Raw genomic sequence first — 15,750 nt, forward strand, 5'->3', positions numbered from 1 at the left:
AGGCTGATTGCTTGAACAAAGCCCCAAGGGATTTTCCCTTGGGGCTTTTGTCATATCCGTAACACTGTAATGTGTTGCGACACCATGTCATGAAATGCATGTCTGTTACCGTTCACGCATTACAATGGCACATGGTGCGAAACAGCGCAGTCACACACCTTAAAAACAACGAATAGGAGCAGACCTCGTGAGTCTAACCAGCGTCACCATCATCAGCCCTGAAGCAGCAAACGGTCGCAACGTTGTGGCCCTTGGCGTCACCAAGGCATTCGCGGCTACCAAGAAAACGGCCGTGTTCCGCCCGGCGGTTTGCCGCAAGGAAACCTTCACCGACGTTCTGCTTGAAGCAAGCAACGCGGGACTAAGTCGTGAACAATCCATAGGTGTTTGCCCGAAGCGTGCACGCACCGACAAGGAAGGTTCCCGGGCCGATATTGTGGCCGCCTACACGGAAGCCGTCGAAACCGCCCAGCCCGAAGCCGTGGTTGTTGTCGGAACGGATAAATCCGCCATCAACGACCCGTCCATCTTTACGTTCAATGCTGACGTAGCTGCTGATCTTAAGTCCGTCACACTTCTTGCCGTATGCACCATCAACCGCACTCCGGAACAGGTTCTGGGCACTGTCGAGGCATCGAAGACCATCATTGAAAATGCAGGAAGCAAGGTCGCCGGCGTGTTCATCACCGGGTGCAAAGATGAACAGGTGGAACCTCTCAAGGAGGAGTTCGCAGCTTACGAGGTGCCGGTGTGGACGTTACCCGCCGTTGATTTTAACGAGGAAGACGCTGTAGCCAAGGCTACGGAGGCATTCGAGGCGAATGTCAATGCCGAAAAGCTTATCTCCGCTGTTGAGGTTCCGTTCGAGGCGCCGACCACGCCATACGCATTCCAGTACAGTCTGCTGGGCAAGGCCAAGGCAAATAAGAGAACCATCGTGCTTCCGGAAGGAACCGAAGACCGCATCATCAAGGCGGCCGACTATCTGCTCGAGCGCGATATCGTCGATCTGATCATCGTCGGAGACAAGGAAAGCATTCTCGCCCGCGGCGAGGAGCTTGGACTCAAATCCCTTGAAAAGGCGCAGTTCCAGGCCAAGGATGACGAGGAAGTGCTCGTTCCGATGGTCGCCAAACTGTGTGAGCTGCGCGCAAAGAAGGGCATGACCGAGGAACAGGCTCGCAAGCAGCTCACCGACGACAGCTACTTCGGCACCATGCTCGTGGTGCTCGGCAAAGCTGACGGTCTGGTTTCCGGATCCATCAACTCCACGGCCAACACCGTACGTCCGGCCCTGCAGGTCATCAAGACCAAGCCGGGATCCTCCCTCGTGTCCGGTGCGTTCCTCATGTGCTTCAAGGATCATGTCGCCGTGTTCTCCGACTGCGCCATCAATCTGAACCCGTCCGCTGAGCAACTTGCGGAAATCGCCATCCAGTCCGCCGAAACGGCAAAGGCGTTCGGACTCAATCCGAAGGTCGGTATGCTGTCGTATTCCACGCTGGGATCCGGCAAGGGACCGGACGTCGACCTCGTGGAGGAAGCAACCGCACTCGTGAAGGAGAAGGCTTCAGGACTTGCGGTTGTCGGCTCCATCCAGTTCGACGCGGCTTGGTCGCCGACCGTTGCAGCCACCAAGGCCAAGGGCAACGATGTGGCAGGCCATGTCAATGTGTTCGTGTTCCCGGATCTGTGCGCGGGCAACATCGGGTACAAGGCCGTCCAGCGTTCCTCCGGCGCGGTGGCCGTCGGTCCGGTGCTGCAGGGCCTGAACCGACCGGTCAACGACCTGAGCCGAGGCGCAACCGTGCAGGACATCATCAACACGGTTGCCCTGACCGCCATCGAAGCCCAGTAAAACGCTATTTTGTAGCAAGCAAAGAGTAATCTAAAGTTTGGAAAGTCGCGCAAGCGGCACATCGATTAACACATGGAGGATGCCCACAATGGCGAAAACCGTCCTTGTCATCAATTCCGGTTCCAGCTCTATCAAGTATCAGCTGGTTGATCTTGAAACCGGTGAAGGTATTGCTTCCGGCCTGGTCGAGAAGATCGGCGAGCCGGTTGACGGCCACTACAAGCACGAGTTCAACGGCGAGAAGCATGAGCTGGAAGAGCCAATCCACGACCACGAGCAGGGTCTGAAGCGCGTGCTCGGCTTCTTCAACGAGTTCGGCCCGAAGCTGGACGAGGCCGGTATCGTGGCGGTCGGCCACCGCGTGGTGCAGGGCGGTTCCATTTTCCCGAACCCGGCCTTGGTCACCGACAAGACCATCAACCAGGTTAAGGACCTCGCTGTGCTCGCACCGCTGCACAACGGTCCGGAAGCCAAGGGCGCTGAAGTCATGCGTGCGCTTCTGCCGGACGTTCCGCAGATCTTCGTGTTCGATTCCTCCTTCTTCTTCCAGCTGCCGAAGGCCGCAAGCACCTACGCGCTGAACAAGGAAATCGCCGACCAGTACCACATCCGCCGTTACGGCGCCCACGGCACCTCCCACGAGTTCATCTCCTCCGTGGTGCCGGACGTCATCGGCAAGCCGGCTGAAGGCCTCAAGCAGATCGTGCTGCATATCGGCAACGGCGCTTCCGCTTCCGCGGAGGTCTCCGGAAAGCCGGTCGAGACCTCCATGGGCTTGACCCCGCTCGAAGGCCTCATGATGGGTGGCCGTACCGGCGATATCGATCCAGCCGTCGTCTTCCACCTGATCCGCAACGCCCACATGAACGTGGATGAGCTCGACGCTCTGTTCAACAAGCGTTCCGGCATGATGGGCATGACCGGTTTCGGCGATCTCCGTGAGGTTCACCGTCTGGTTGCCGAAGGCAACGAGGACGCCAAGTTGGCTCTCGACGTCTACGTGCACCGCATCGTCGGCTACATCGGCAACTACACCGCTCAGATGGGCGGCGTAGACGTGATCACCTTCACCGCAGGCGTCGGCGAGAACGATGACGTGGTCCGCAAGATGGTGTGCGACAAGCTCGCCCCGTTCGGCGTCAAGCTGGACGAAGAGAAGAACGCCACCCGTTCCAAGGAACCGCGCATCATCTCCACCCCGGATTCCAAGATCACCATCTGCGTCATTCCGACCAACGAGGAGCTGGCAATCGCCCGCAAGTCCGCGGCCATCGCAGAAGCAGGCGAGGACACTTACGGCAACGTCTTCTCCAAGTGAGCGAGGAGATCCCGCAGTCAAATGATTGACGGGACCGTATGAAGAGGACCGTACGTTCCATTGGCATCAAATCAATACCAATGGAACGTACGGTCCTTTTTCGAATAATCGTTATGTTTTCGCCGCTTCCGAGGTCTCGTTCACCGAACGTTTCCAATCGTCCCAGACAACGCCTTTCCATATCTGTTCATGCTCCGCATAATGGGGGAGGGGCTGGTAGTACGATACGAGACGTTGTGTCTATTACGCACATACGTCGCATGTTGAGAGAAGCGGTTGATTGTTGTGGTAAGACGTCGTTTTGTCGGTCTAAATGGCCTCAAGGGCATCGCCTTGATCGCGATAGTGTTGTATCACTGCGACCAGGGCACTCTGCGGGGCGGATTCTTTGGTGTTGACATATTCTTCACCATTTCAGGTTTTCTGATTTTCTCGTCGTTGCTGAATCATATTGATTCCGGCAAGGGAATAGGTTTCAAGGAATACTACCTCAAGCGTCTGCGCAGAATATACCCGGCGTTGATTCTGATGATTCCCGTCACCGTATCGTTGGCATGGTTCATCAACCAAGACATGTTGGTGGGCATTAAAAACCAGATGGTGACGGTTATGTTGGGTTGCTACAACTGGTATGCCATCGGCAGTGGTGCCAGCTATTTCTCGCAGATGAATCCAGACATGTTCCGTCATCTGTGGTTCATGTCGGTGCTGATGCAGTTCTATTTGTTGGCTCCTTTGCTGATCTACATGCTTCGAAAAATTCTGGTACGTTGGGTGCCGGTGGCGGTACTTGCTGGACTTGCCGTGTGTAGTGCGCTTTCTATGGGATTGCAGTATCACCCGGGAACCGATCCAACCAGAGTGTATTTCGGTTCGGACACACATGCCATGGGACTTTGGCTAGGTGCCATGCTGGCATGGCTGCTGATGATCATACGGCGTGGCAACGGTCGTCCGGAAGAAACGGCGATTATGGAATACGCTCGTCTGGTCTGGAGCAAGATCGGCCCTGCGGTGGCTTTTGCGGCATTACTGATTCTGTTATGGATGATGCAGCACGTTGAGCAGGGTCCTGCTGCTTTCTATGGAGGGTTTTTCGCGGCTTCGCTACTTTCAGTGGTTCTGGTCGCCGGGTCCATTCCTTTCGGATCTTGGATGCAGGATCTGCTGGTGTTCAAACCATTTGATGTGGTCGGCCGATATTCATACGGCATTTACCTGTGGCATTGGCCTTTATGGTTGTTTACCAAGGCGATGTTCCCCCAGTGGGGTGCGCGTCATCTTGGATGGATGCTGCTAATTACATTCGCTCTTACCGCATGTTGTACCGCCATGTCGTGGAAGTTGGTGGAACAGCCTGTTGCCCGAGGCGGATTCATCGCCATGATTCGTCCTCTTCCGGAAAATGGCATATGGGATGCTGCCAGATGCTGGATAACGATCGTCGTGGTATTGAGTACATGCTTGATGTCCGGATACGTGGTGGACAACGCACCAAAGCAGACCAGTGTGGAACACGCGTTGGAAGAGAATGCGAGAATGCTGAAAGAGCAGCAGGGCATGCATTTCGACTTCGATAGGAAGCATCCGCCAACGCCTAAGAAGCCCGTACACACCATGCCTAACGGGCAGCAGATGGTCGCATTCGGTGACTCGGTAATGCTTGCCTCCAGTAAAGGTTTGCAATCCGTTTTCCCTGGAATCACTGTTGATGCGGAAACCTCACGCTCGATGACCAAGGCGTTGGGACTTATAGACAAAGCCAAAAGCCAGCCGGAAGGATTGCGCCAATGGGTGCTGGTCGGCTTGGCTACGAATTCAGCGGTGACCGATGGCCAACTCAATGACATACTGAATGACATTGGACCGAATCATGTGCTTGTGCTGATTAACGCGCATGCCCCCGTGTCTTGGGTTCCCGGAACGAACGACGCGTTGAGCGACTTCGCGGCCACCCATTCCAACAACGTTGTTCTCGTTGACTGGGATGCTACGATTTCGGCGTATCCTGATGAGCTTGCCGGAGATGGTATTCACCCCGGCATGTCCAATACGTTGTACGCCCAAGCCGTTAAGGATGCGATTACGAACTGGATTAAGCAAGGACACTGAGAATAGCTTCTCGTAAATCGTGATAAAGCAGTTTTGCGATGAATATGAGGAATCCCCCTGACTCGTTTGAGCAGGGGGATTCCTCATATCACCTTAAGACTGAACAGTCTCAGTCTTCCTGATGCTGCGGAGCCGACAGGAAATGCTCTTCACTCGGTAGCAGCGCATTCAACAGCACGGCCACAACGAACGCCACAGCGATGCAGTTGGATGCGAAGATGGACTGGAACAGCGGCGGGAAGTTGACGAAAATGTCACCGACCTGCGTGAAACCAATACCGATGGTGAGGCTCAACGCTGCAATGGTGATGTTGCGCTGCGTGTAGCCGGCCTCGGAAATCATCTGGAAGCCAGACAGGATGATGTTACCGAACATCATGATGGTGCAGCCGCCAAGCACGGCCTGCGGCAGGGAATTGAACACTTCTGCCACAGCAGGAACGAAGCTTGCGATCACCAGAATCAGACCACCGGAAAGAATCACCTTACGATTGACGACCTTGGTCATGGCGACCAAGCCGATATTCTGTGCGAACGACGTCAACGGGAGGCAGCCGAACAGGCCAGAGACGGAGGAGATGAGACCGTCGCCTGCAATGGCGCCCGCAGTCTCCTTATCGGTAGGCTGACGGTCTAGACCAACCTTGGTGAGTGCTGCGGTATCGCCGAGCACCTCTACGGAAGACACGACGTACAGCAAGGCGAAGGAGATAATCGCACCCGGATCGAATTCAAGCTGGAAAGGCATGAAATGCGGCACGGATACGACCTGCAGATTCGAGAATCCGGAGAAATCGACCTTGCCCATAAAAATCGCTGCAACATAGCCGACAACCAAGCCGAACAGCACGGAAAGCTGCTTGGCGGTACCCTTCATCAGCAGCTGGAAAGCCAAGCAGGCGACCAGCGAAATCAGACCGAGCGTAAGATTCTGCCAGCTTCCGAAATCCTTGGCGCCGGAACCACCGCCGAAACTGGTGGCACCAACGGAAAGCAGCGAAAAACCAATCGACGTAACCACAATCGCGGATACGATCGGCGGTACGAAGCGACGCCAATACTTGGCGGTCAAACCAAGCACTACCTCCAACAGGCCGCCAAGCACGACTGCGCCGGCAACCGCGCCATAGCCTTGATTCTGGGCGATCGACATGGCGGCGGCCACATATGTGAAGGAAATGCCCGTGACCATTGGCAGTCGGGAACCGATCAGCCACACGCCGTACAGCTGCAGGCAAGTGCCCAGACCTGCCACCAGCAGACCGGCCTGAATGATCGTGGCAGACTGCTCGGCACTCATGTTGGCGGCGGAAGCCACCAGGAAAATCGGAGCCAGATTGGCCACGAACATCGCCATGACATGCTGCAGGCCGAACGGGATGCCCTTCCAGAACGAAACAGGTGCGTCCAAGCTGCTTAGTGCTTCAAAGGAAACGCCCTTCTTTTCGTTCGTGTTGTCTTTCTTCTTCTCTTCGCTCACAACGAATCCTCTCTCATTCATACTGTGATGAGCAACAGGTTGTAATGGTTTCTGATGCGTGCCCTAAGATACGACGATCAGGAGCGGAACTCGATGGCACCGGTTTCCGGATCCATCGACTCCACGATTGCCAGGGAATCAACGTCGTATCCCGCTGCACGCAATTCATCGCCGCCACCTTGGAAACCCTTCTCCACCGCGATGCCGATGCCCTCGACCGTCGCTCCGGCATCATGGCACAGATTAATCAGGCCCTTCAGCGCCTTGCCGTTGGCCAGGAAGTCATCAAGCAACAGCACATGGTCGCCTTCGTTGAGATACCTCTTGGACACGATCACGGGGAATTCCTTCTGCTTGGTGAAGGAGTAGACGGTGGTGGTGTACTGGTCGCCATCGAGATTGATGGACTGCGCCTTCTTGGCGAACACCACAGGTGCATTGTCGAAATGACGCGCGGCAACACAGGCGATACCAATGCCGGAAGCTTCAATGGTCAGGATCTTATTGATGGTCTTATCGGCAAAGTGCTCCGCCCAAGCGGCACCCATGCGGTCGAACAATTCGACATCGCACTGGTGGTTGAGGAAAGCGTCCACTTTCAGCACATTACCCGGCTTGACGGTACCCTGCAGGCGAATGCGCTCTTCGAGCTCCTTCATGAATCCCCTTAGATTATTGGCCGCATAAGGCGGCGTTGATGTTGACATACGGTGAACCGCATATAAACGTTCAGCATACGCGTGTCAATTGACCATGCGAGTGTTGCGCTGACCTGCATGTGTGATAGACATGAATTTCGCAGTAATCGACTTCGAATCTTCATGGAAAGAGGAACCGGTGGAGCAGAATATGGGGCCAAGTCTGTGCGATCCGCAAAGTCTGATCAAGGACCTCAATCCGCAACAGATGGAAGCGGTGAAGTACTACGGTCAGGCCCTGCTTATCGGAGCAGGCGCCGGATCCGGTAAGACCCGCGTGCTCACCAGACGCATCGCATGGCTGCTGGCACACGGTTTTTGGGCGAGCAGCATTCTCGCCATCACCTTCACGAACAAGGCCGCAGCGGAAATGCGTGAACGTCTTGCTGCCCTCGTAGGGCCTGAAGCCGAACATATGTGGATCTCCACCTTCCATTCCGCGTGCGTGCGTATCCTCCGACGAGACGGCAAGGAAATCGGCCTTACCTCAGGATTCTCCATTTATGACACGGCTGATTGCGAACGTTTGGTCAAGCTCATCAGCGGCGATTTGAACATCGATACGAAGCGGTATACGCCGCGCATGCTGCTCGGCAAAATCTCCGACTGCAAGAATTCATTGACTTCATGGCAGGACCAGTTGAAAAGCGTGAACTGCGACTACAAGCCAGGCCAGCGCGGATATCAGGTTTCAGCCGGCGACGTCGATGAGCTGGTCGCCGTGGTGTATGCGGAGTACCAGCACCGTCTGGCCATGGCGAACGCCGTGGATTTTGACGACCTGATCATGCGCACCGTCGAATTGTTCCAGCGTTGCCCACAGGTGAGCGAATACTACCGGCACAAGTTCCGTTATGTTTTCGTGGACGAGTATCAGGACACCAATCATGCGCAATATGTGCTCGTACGTGAGCTTTCCGGCATTGATTCAGGAGAACAGCCCGATCCGCAGATGCGAGGAGCGGGCCGTGTCGGACCGTCTTGGATTACGGTGGTAGGTGATTCCGACCAGTCGATTTATGCGTTCCGAGGCGCGGATATTCGTAACATTCAGGATTTTGAGCAGGATTTCCCTAATGCGAAAACCATCATGCTCGAGCAGAATTATCGTTCGACGCAGACCATTCTCGACGCAGCCAATGCGGTGATTGCAAGAAATGAAAATCGCAAGCCGAAAAAATTGTGGACAGCACTTGGCGAAGGCGACAAAATCGTCGGATACGCGGCCGACAACGCACAACAGGAAGCAGGGTGGATAGCCAACGAAATCGCGCGAATCCACGAAGAGGAAGGCATCGCATACCGCGACATCGCCATCATGTACCGTGCCAACGCGCAATCACGTTCGCTTGAAGAGGCCATGATCAACGCCAATCTTCCATATCAGCTGGTCGGTGGCACCAAATTCTACGAGCGCAAGGAAATCAAGGATGCGCTCGCATATCTGCAGGCCATCGTGAATCCCGCGGACAATGTGAACGTCCGCCGCATCCTCAACGTGCCGAAGCGTGGATTGGGCGTTCGTGCCGAAGGCCTCATTGCCTCGTATGCGGATGCTCACGACACTACGTTTTTTGGTGCGATTGAACATATGGAGCAGATTGAAGGCATGTCCGCGCGTACGACGAAGCCGTTGGGCGTATTCCGCGACATGATGCATGGGCTTGCGGATTTCGCGAAGGACCATGATACGAAACCATCCGAAGTGGTTGCCGAAGTGCTCTCCAAGAGTGGGATTTTGGAGGAGTTGCAGCGCTCCGAGGACCCGCAGGACGCTTCCCGCGTCGACAATCTTTCCCAACTGCAGTCGGTGGCTGCGGAATTCGAGCAGAACACGCCTGATGCCACATTGGCGGGATTCTTGGAAACCACGGCTTTGGTGGCCGATTCCGACCAGTTGCCGGGGGAGAACGAGGACTCCGGCAAAGTAACGATGATGACCCTGCATACGGCTAAGGGTCTGGAATATCCATACGTATTCCTGACCGGCATGGAGCAGGGAACATTCCCGCACCAGCGGGCCATGGAGGATACCAGTGAGCTTGCCGAGGAGCGTCGCCTTGCCTATGTGGGCATCACCCGCGCGAAGCGTCGCCTGTATGTGACGCGTGCGGCCGTGCGCGCGCAATGGGGGCAAGCCAACGATATGATGCACAGCCAGTTCCTTGACGAGATTCCCGACGAGCTGATCGATTGGAAAAGACGTGAGGCCGGAGTCGAACGCATGCGTGCCAGCTGGCGGAATGATGACGACGAGTTCGGCGGCTGGGATGATGACGACGATTTCGGATCAGTGCCGTTCGGTGGCTCCTCATATGGAAAGTCGAGTTATGGTGGTTCCTCATATGGTTCCGGTACGTATGGATCGCGGTCCTCGTACGGGTCGTCCTCGTATGGGTCGGGTCGCGCGCAATACGGTGGTTCGTCCGCGCGCGGCGCATCATCCTTGTACGGCTCCAGCTCGCAACGTTCGTATGTAGGAGCGGGATCGAGCTCCTCATATGGTTCTTTATACGGTTCGTACGGCTCCGGCAAGTCCAGCGGAAAATCCGGCAAGGTCACTACTAGACGAGTCAAGCCGAAAAGCAAACCTGTGGACCTGACCAAATCCTCGCAGGCAAGCCAAACCGACAATCGGAGCGGCTTGAGCATCTCGGACGTGCATGTCGGAGACAGGCTCACGCATGACCATTTCGGCATGGGCACGGTCATCGAAATACAGGACAAAGGCGCGAATTCGGTCATTACCGTTGATTTCGGCAATGGTGAGGTCAAACGTCTGCTGCTGCGTATGGCACCCATCGAAATGCTGTGATGAAGCTGGAAAGCATATGAAGCCTTTCTCTATAGCACGAAGTTGAAGAAAAAACAAGACTATCTTTTTCAAAAGGACCTTGCAATAATCGGTGATGCTTGTCTTTTTGAGAGGAAAATCATGAATAAGAAACTGTATGCCGGTATTTCGCAGATTCTGCTTGGCGCTTTGGTGGCCATCGCACCGCAGACCTTCGCTCACGTGTGCGCGGTCAAAGAAACGCCGATGGCATGCCATTACACGGCTCAGGCTGCGCTCGGCATCGGCATTGTGATTGCGGTGCTTGGCGTCGCAGGGCTGTTCGTTTCCAATCAGACCCGTGCCGGTCTTGACATTGCCAATGCCGTGCTTGGCGTGCTGACCATCACTGTGCCAACCGTGCTTATCGGCGTGTGCAAGGGTGCCATGATGCACTGCCATATGGTCACCTTGCCGACGCTGGTCGTGCTTGGCGTGCTGCTGGCCGTGCTCGCGTCAATCGCTGCGTATCTTGATCTCAAGCCGGCAAAGCACGCCTGATCTTACGATGGCGAATCACATCACCCTCGCCGGTTTGCCGCTGGTCAACCTCAAGCGCAAACCGTTTCGTACTGCAGCGCTTACCATCGTCGTCACTATGCTTACTATGGCCTTTTATGGAGGCTCGCTGCTGTCCATGAATCTTGAAGCTGGCTTGAACAGCATGCAGGAACGTATGGGCGCCGATCTTATGGTCACGCCGCAAAACACCAAAAACGAGGCCGAGGCGTTGCTGACCAATGGATCAGCAAGCACGTTCTACTTCACCAACGACATCACCGGTGAAGTAGCGAAAGCCGACGGCATCGACGAAATCACGGAACAAGCATATATCTCATCGCTGGCCGCCGCATGCTGCGACGAAAAAGTGCAGATCATCGGATTCAATCCCGATACCGACTTCGTAATCACCCCTTGGATCGCATCGCAGTTCGACGGCACGCTCCAGCGCGGTCAGATTGTTGCCGGAGCCAGCATCAACGTGTCGGGCAATAACACGGTCAAACTGTACGGACATGAATTCCCGGTGGCGGCGCAACTTGCCAACACGGGTACGTCACTCGACAATTCTGTATTCGTGAACATGCAGACCGTTCCCGACGTGGTCGGCTATTCCGCCAAGGTGGGTCATGCCGCCATTCCGGAAGAATATGCCGACAAAGCCGTTTCAGCAGTGCTCATCAAGGTCAAAGATGGTTATTCCGCTCAGCAGGTCGCTGCGAACATCACCAAAACGACCGGAATCAAAAGCCTTGGATACGTGTATCCAGGCGGTATTACGGCTACCACGAAATCCAATCTGAACGTGATTATTCGCTACGTGACCATTTTCGTCGCGGTGTTCTGGATTATGGGCCTGATCGTGCTGCTTGCGGTGTTTTCGTCCGCCATGAACGAACGTAAGCGTGAATTCGCCGCGTATCGTATTCTTGGGGCCAATCGTTCCACTTTGGTTGGCATCATCGTGAAGGAATCAGCCATGATTGGAGCTTCGGGCGGAGTTGTTGGCATTGCGGTCGCATCTCTTGCGATTTTCCCGTTCAGTACGCTTATCGGACAGCAGCTGCAGTTGCCGTATCTGCAAGCCAACATATGGAATGTGTTGGCATTGATCGCAGTGAGTTTCGTGCTCGCAGTGCTTACCGGACTACTTGCCTCCGTGGCGACGGCGGTGAAACTCTCCGCTCCCGAAACCTATCTGACTTTGAGAGAAGGTGAATGATGGCGGAAAACACGGTTCTCGAAGTAAAAGAGCTCACTCGCGAGTTCACACGTCGTGGCAAATCGTTCGCGGCTGTGGATCATGTCGATTTCACCTTGAATCAAGGCGAGTTCGTGGCGATCGTTGGACGTTCCGGCAATGGTAAAAGCACGTTGCTGAATCTTATAACCGGTCTGCTCAAACCCACGTCCGGATCCATCGATTTGGACGGTAACGACGTGACGCGGCTGAATGACAGGCAAATGTCGATCGTGCGCAATCGCACCATCGGTTTCATCACACAAAGCCAGACGTTGTTGCAGAATCTTACGGCGCTTGACAATGTGATTCTTCCTTCCGTTCTGCAGAACGGCAAAACAGAGCAGTGCGATACCCAGGTACTTGCGGATTCGCACGATTTGAAAGCGACGGAAGAGAACGCTTCTGATTCGCCTTCCGAACAGACGGTCGATAACGGACTTCCGGATGTCATTGCGGCGGTTCCGGCGGTAAAAGCGCAAAACAATCTCGTTCAGGATCATGCCGTGGAACGTGCGCACTCGTTGTTGCGCCGACTGCAGGTCGATGACTTGGCGGAATGCTATCCGAAAGAACTTTCCGGTGGTGAGATGAGACGTGTCAGCATAGCGCGAGCTTTGATGAACGGTCCGAAACTACTGATTGCCGATGAGCCCACCGGCGATTTGGATGCCGAAAGCACCGCCATCGTTATGAGGCTACTGCAGGAAGCCACCAAAGACGGCACGGCCGTACTCATGGTCACCCATGATCCGGATGCGCTCGCATATGTGGATCGAACTTACCGCATGGACAGGGGCGTACTGTCTGAGGCATAGCGTCGAAATGGCGACGTGACATGCCGAAGAGGGCGGAACGGCAAGCTCGTCCCGCCCTCATGTGTATTATTAATGATTGGTGTGCGCCCGCAAGGGACATGCCGTCTGGAGTCTTAGCCCATCAGTGGGTCGGCGGCCGATACGAGCTGTACTACGGCACGTGTTCAAGCCGTTCGTGTTCTGCACGAAGAAGCACTGGAGAGGCTGGCTCAGCGCATGTCGGGAAACCGGTTTGCGTTCCGTTCAGACAACGACAGAACAAACAAAGGATTAAACCAATGACGAACGTTCAGCGTTCTCGCCGCCAGGTGCGTCTTTCCCGCGCCCTCGGCATCGCACTGACCCCTAAGGCTCAGCGCATTTTCGAAAAGCGTCCGTATGCTCCGGGCGAGCACGGCCGCACCCGCCGTCGCACTGAGTCCGATTACGCAGTGCGTCTGCGCGAAAAGCAGCGTCTTCGCGCTCAGTATGGCATCTCCGAGAAGCAGCTTCGCGCCGCTTACGAGAAGGGTACCCACACCGCCGGTCAGACCGGTAACGCCATGCTGACCGACCTTGAGACCCGTCTTGACGCTCTGGTTCTGCGTGCAGGCTTCGCCCGCACCACCGCCCAGGCCCGTCAGTTCGTGGTCCACCGCCACATCCTCGTTGACGGCAACGTCGTCGACCGCCCGTCTTACCGTGTCAAGCCTGGCCAGACCATTCAGGTCAAGGCCAAGAGCCAGACCATGGTTCCGTTCCAGGCCGCTGCCGAAGGCGTGCACCGCGATGTGCTGCCGGCAGTCCCGGGCTACTTGGATGTCAACCTGCCTTCTTTGAAGGCCACCCTGACTCGCAAGCCTGAAGCCGAGGAGATCCCGGTGCAGGTCAACATCCAGTACGTGGTCGAATTCTACGCCCGCTGATCTGGATCTACATACTGTAAGAACCTACAGTATAAGGACATACAGCAAGAGCCTCGCAATCCCAACGGTTGCGAGGCTCTTCGCTATCTAGTGAACGAACTGTTAACATCTAGTCACCTATGATGCCTCCTACAATGCCACTGACAATCGTCATGACAAGAGAGCCGAGCACAGACCATACGAATCCGTCAATAGTGACGCCCACAGAGAAAAACGACAGCGCCAACCATGATGCGAGCTGCATGAACAGCCAGTTAATCACCAATGCGACCAATCCGAACGAAATAATCGACAACGGCAATGCGATGATGTGGATGATCGGCTTGATGGAAGCGTTGATCAGCGCCATGAACAACGCGAACGCAGCAACGCCAAGCACAGGAGGCTCTCCGATGGCATGCATGCCGGGGAGAAACGCGACCATAACGCCCGCCGCGACGGTAAGAATTAGCCAACGAGAAATAAAATGACCCATAACAACATCGTATAGCATGAATTTGCTCAAACCGTGAGGGTAGCATGGAACCCATGTTGCTTCATCTTCATCTCGTCCGACACGGGCAGACGTTTTTCAACCGATATAACAGATTGCAGGGCTGGTCGAATTCTCCATTGACGGAATCCGGCATCGCCGACGCAGACAAAGCCGCAAACAAATTGAAGGATTTCGATTTTGCCGCGGCATATTGCTCCGACACCACGCGTGCGCAGATGACCGCCCAGCGTATTCTCGATGCGAACGAGGCGTCCGGGCATGTTCGCCCTCAATTGATGAGCGACATGCATTTCCGTGAACAGTTCTACGGCTATTTCGAAGGCCAGGATATGGGTGTGGCATGGACCGCCGCTGGAGGCCCCCACGGTGCGAAGAACTACAATGACATCGTTGAAAAGTACGGCCTTGGTGCGACGCGTGACTTCCTCAAAGAGGCCGATCCGTTCCACGACGCCGAATCCGATGCCGAGTATTGGGTGAGGGTCGAGGCCGGTTTTGCTTTGATCGCGTCCAATCCCATGCTGAAAGATGGCGATGATGTGCTGCAGATTTCCCACGGCAACACGCTGCTGAGCCTTATGCACCGTTTTGCTCCGGAAGGATACGATTTGAGTGAACGTCCGGCCAATGGGTCTGTGACCGTTCTTGACTTCGATACGACGAAACCCATCGAAGAGGCGGTAAGCGTCATTTCATACAACCAGTGAACATAGCTTGCTCTAGGTCGGGGCTTTTTACTACTGTTATGCGGGTATTGTGTTCGCGGGCAACCGTGGGACTGAAAAGAGGTTCAAGATGGGTGTTGGAGAAATAGCCGGTCTGATTGCAGCAATCGCTTTTGCGATTCTTGCTGGTTTCATGATCTACCCGTTGATTCGTCTCGGTAAGCTGTTCGACCAGATCGCCGAAACCGTCAAAGATACGGGGGATCATGCGATTCCCGCGCTTGACGAAAGTGTGATCACCGTCCAGCAGGTCAACAAATCGTTGGAAGACGTCAACAAGATCTCTGCAGCGGCTTCCACCACGGCCAATAATGTCGGTGCGCTGACCGATCTGTATGGATCGTTCCTCGGCAAGCCGGTCATCAAGGTCGCTTCCGCGGCATATGCCCTGAAAACCACTGCGCAGTCCTTCATGAACAAGAAGAATGTCAACAGCGCAGCAAGCAACAAGGGGGAGTGATGTTCAAGCGTCTCTTCTGGATTTCCATCGGTGTGGGCATCGGTGCTGTGGCCGTGACCAAGGCACAGGCATACGTCAAGGCCAACACTCCTGACGCGGCCAGGCAGTTCCTGCTTGGACCAGACCAAGATCATGTGGCCGTACGTACCCTTGAAGGCCTGTTCAATGAGTTCGACAAAGCACGCCGAGCCCGCGAAGCTGAACTTAATACCAAATATGCGAGCAAAATCAGCTGATTCTTCAGCGTGACACAAGTTCAGACAACAATTACGAATTCTTTGGAAGGCATTAGGCCTGCCAACAAAA

The 15,750-nt window shown here is 55.1% G+C and carries 14 protein-coding genes; 11 read left to right on the plus strand and 3 right to left on the minus strand.

The window, feature by feature from the left end:
- The first annotated feature begins 187 nt into the window (after positions 1-187).
- The 3 genes from pta to BBCT_RS03760 all read left to right on the plus strand — a co-directional run bounded on the left by pta (position 188) and on the right by BBCT_RS03760 (position 5,288).
- Positions 188-1,858 carry a phosphate acetyltransferase gene (gene pta / locus BBCT_RS03750; RefSeq protein WP_003835158.1) on the plus strand — a complete coding sequence of 557 codons (1,671 nt, stop codon included), beginning with the start codon at positions 188-190 and terminating at the stop codon, positions 1,856-1,858.
- Positions 1,859-1,946: 88 nt separating this feature from the next.
- Positions 1,947-3,176: an acetate/propionate family kinase gene (locus tag BBCT_RS03755; protein WP_033513533.1), complete on the plus strand. Its 1,230-nt coding sequence runs from the start codon at positions 1,947-1,949 to the stop codon at positions 3,174-3,176.
- A gap of 276 nt (positions 3,177-3,452) precedes the next feature.
- Positions 3,453-5,288 (plus strand): acyltransferase family protein, encoded by a 1,836-nt coding sequence (locus tag BBCT_RS03760; RefSeq protein ID WP_003835153.1) that lies wholly within the window; start codon positions 3,453-3,455, stop codon positions 5,286-5,288.
- Positions 5,289-5,397: 109 nt separating this feature from the next.
- Here the strand turns inward: BBCT_RS03760 and BBCT_RS03765 are convergent, their stop codons facing one another.
- On the minus strand, positions 5,398-6,789 hold the full coding sequence (locus BBCT_RS03765) for a nucleobase:cation symporter-2 family protein (RefSeq protein ID WP_003835151.1): 1,392 nt from the start codon (positions 6,787-6,789) through the stop codon (positions 5,398-5,400).
- A 56-nt stretch (positions 6,790-6,845) separates the two neighbouring features.
- On the minus strand, positions 6,846-7,427 hold the full coding sequence (locus tag BBCT_RS03770; protein WP_003835150.1) for a xanthine phosphoribosyltransferase: 582 nt from the start codon (positions 7,425-7,427) through the stop codon (positions 6,846-6,848).
- A 190-nt stretch (positions 7,428-7,617) separates the two neighbouring features.
- Here BBCT_RS03770 and BBCT_RS03775 point away from each other — a divergent pair, with 190 nt between their 5' ends.
- The 5 genes from BBCT_RS03775 (at position 7,618) to rpsD (ending at position 13,763) form a co-directional block, all read left to right on the plus strand.
- Complete coding sequence (locus tag BBCT_RS03775; RefSeq protein WP_035136248.1) at positions 7,618-10,281, plus strand: UvrD-helicase domain-containing protein; 2,664 nt, start codon at positions 7,618-7,620, stop codon at positions 10,279-10,281.
- A 120-nt stretch (positions 10,282-10,401) separates the two neighbouring features.
- On the plus strand, positions 10,402-10,800 hold the full coding sequence (locus BBCT_RS03780; RefSeq protein ID WP_033513212.1) for a DUF4418 family protein: 399 nt from the start codon (positions 10,402-10,404) through the stop codon (positions 10,798-10,800).
- 7 nt (positions 10,801-10,807) lie between these two features.
- On the plus strand, positions 10,808-12,022 hold the full coding sequence (locus tag BBCT_RS03785; protein WP_003835144.1) for an ABC transporter permease: 1,215 nt from the start codon (positions 10,808-10,810) through the stop codon (positions 12,020-12,022).
- Complete coding sequence (locus BBCT_RS03790; protein WP_003835141.1) at positions 12,019-12,858, plus strand: ABC transporter ATP-binding protein; 840 nt, start codon at positions 12,019-12,021, stop codon at positions 12,856-12,858. Before BBCT_RS03785 ends, BBCT_RS03790 begins: the two co-directional genes overlap by 4 nt.
- Positions 12,859-13,136: 278 nt before the next feature.
- Entirely contained in the window at positions 13,137-13,763 is a 627-nt protein-coding gene (rpsD, locus tag BBCT_RS03795) for a 30S ribosomal protein S4 (RefSeq protein ID WP_003835137.1), read from the plus strand.
- Between the two features lie 109 nt (positions 13,764-13,872).
- On the opposite strand, the gene BBCT_RS03800 is transcribed toward rpsD, so the two are convergent.
- Positions 13,873-14,238, minus strand: coding sequence for a phage holin family protein (locus BBCT_RS03800; RefSeq protein ID WP_033513225.1), 366 nt, complete (start codon positions 14,236-14,238; stop codon positions 13,873-13,875).
- Positions 14,239-14,291: 53 nt separating this feature from the next.
- Between BBCT_RS03800 and BBCT_RS03805 the strand changes: the two genes are divergently transcribed.
- The 3 genes from BBCT_RS03805 to BBCT_RS03815 all read left to right on the plus strand — a co-directional run bounded on the left by BBCT_RS03805 (position 14,292) and on the right by BBCT_RS03815 (position 15,680).
- Positions 14,292-14,966 (plus strand): histidine phosphatase family protein, encoded by a 675-nt coding sequence (locus tag BBCT_RS03805; RefSeq protein ID WP_033513218.1) that lies wholly within the window; start codon positions 14,292-14,294, stop codon positions 14,964-14,966.
- Between the two features lie 88 nt (positions 14,967-15,054).
- Entirely contained in the window at positions 15,055-15,444 is a 390-nt protein-coding gene (locus tag BBCT_RS03810; protein WP_033513220.1) for a DUF948 domain-containing protein, read from the plus strand.
- The gene (locus tag BBCT_RS03815) at positions 15,444-15,680 is read left to right on the plus strand and encodes a hypothetical protein (RefSeq protein WP_003835127.1); all 237 of its coding nucleotides are present in this window, start codon (positions 15,444-15,446) and stop codon (positions 15,678-15,680) included. Before BBCT_RS03810 ends, BBCT_RS03815 begins: the two co-directional genes overlap by 1 nt.
- The last annotated feature ends 70 nt before the right edge of the window (positions 15,681-15,750 follow it).

Source organism: Bifidobacterium catenulatum DSM 16992 = JCM 1194 = LMG 11043, assembly GCF_001025195.1.
Classification (GTDB): Bacteria; Actinomycetota; Actinomycetes; order Actinomycetales; family Bifidobacteriaceae; genus Bifidobacterium; species Bifidobacterium catenulatum.

Bases quoted from the DNA above. Each gene is read 5' to 3' on its own strand.
- BBCT_RS03755 (WP_033513533.1), top strand. From the start codon at position 1,947: ATGGCGAAAACCGTCCTTGTCATCAATTCCGGTTCCAGCTCTATCAAG.
- BBCT_RS03765 (WP_003835151.1), bottom strand. From the start codon at position 6,789: ATGAATGAGAGAGGATTCGTTGTGAGCGAAGAGAAGAAGAAAGACAAC.
- BBCT_RS03770 (WP_003835150.1), bottom strand. From the start codon at position 7,427: ATGAAGGAGCTCGAAGAGCGCATTCGCCTGCAGGGTACCGTCAAGCCG.
- BBCT_RS03775 (WP_035136248.1), top strand. From the start codon at position 7,618: ATGGGGCCAAGTCTGTGCGATCCGCAAAGTCTGATCAAGGACCTCAAT.
- BBCT_RS03780 (WP_033513212.1), top strand. From the start codon at position 10,402: ATGAATAAGAAACTGTATGCCGGTATTTCGCAGATTCTGCTTGGCGCT.
- BBCT_RS03785 (WP_003835144.1), top strand. From the start codon at position 10,808: ATGGCGAATCACATCACCCTCGCCGGTTTGCCGCTGGTCAACCTCAAG.
- BBCT_RS03790 (WP_003835141.1), top strand. From the start codon at position 12,019: ATGATGGCGGAAAACACGGTTCTCGAAGTAAAAGAGCTCACTCGCGAG.
- rpsD (WP_003835137.1), top strand. From the start codon at position 13,137: ATGACGAACGTTCAGCGTTCTCGCCGCCAGGTGCGTCTTTCCCGCGCC.
- BBCT_RS03800 (WP_033513225.1), bottom strand. From the start codon at position 14,238: ATGGGTCATTTTATTTCTCGTTGGCTAATTCTTACCGTCGCGGCGGGC.
- BBCT_RS03805 (WP_033513218.1), top strand. From the start codon at position 14,292: ATGTTGCTTCATCTTCATCTCGTCCGACACGGGCAGACGTTTTTCAAC.
- BBCT_RS03810 (WP_033513220.1), top strand. From the start codon at position 15,055: ATGGGTGTTGGAGAAATAGCCGGTCTGATTGCAGCAATCGCTTTTGCG.
- BBCT_RS03815 (WP_003835127.1), top strand. From the start codon at position 15,444: ATGTTCAAGCGTCTCTTCTGGATTTCCATCGGTGTGGGCATCGGTGCT.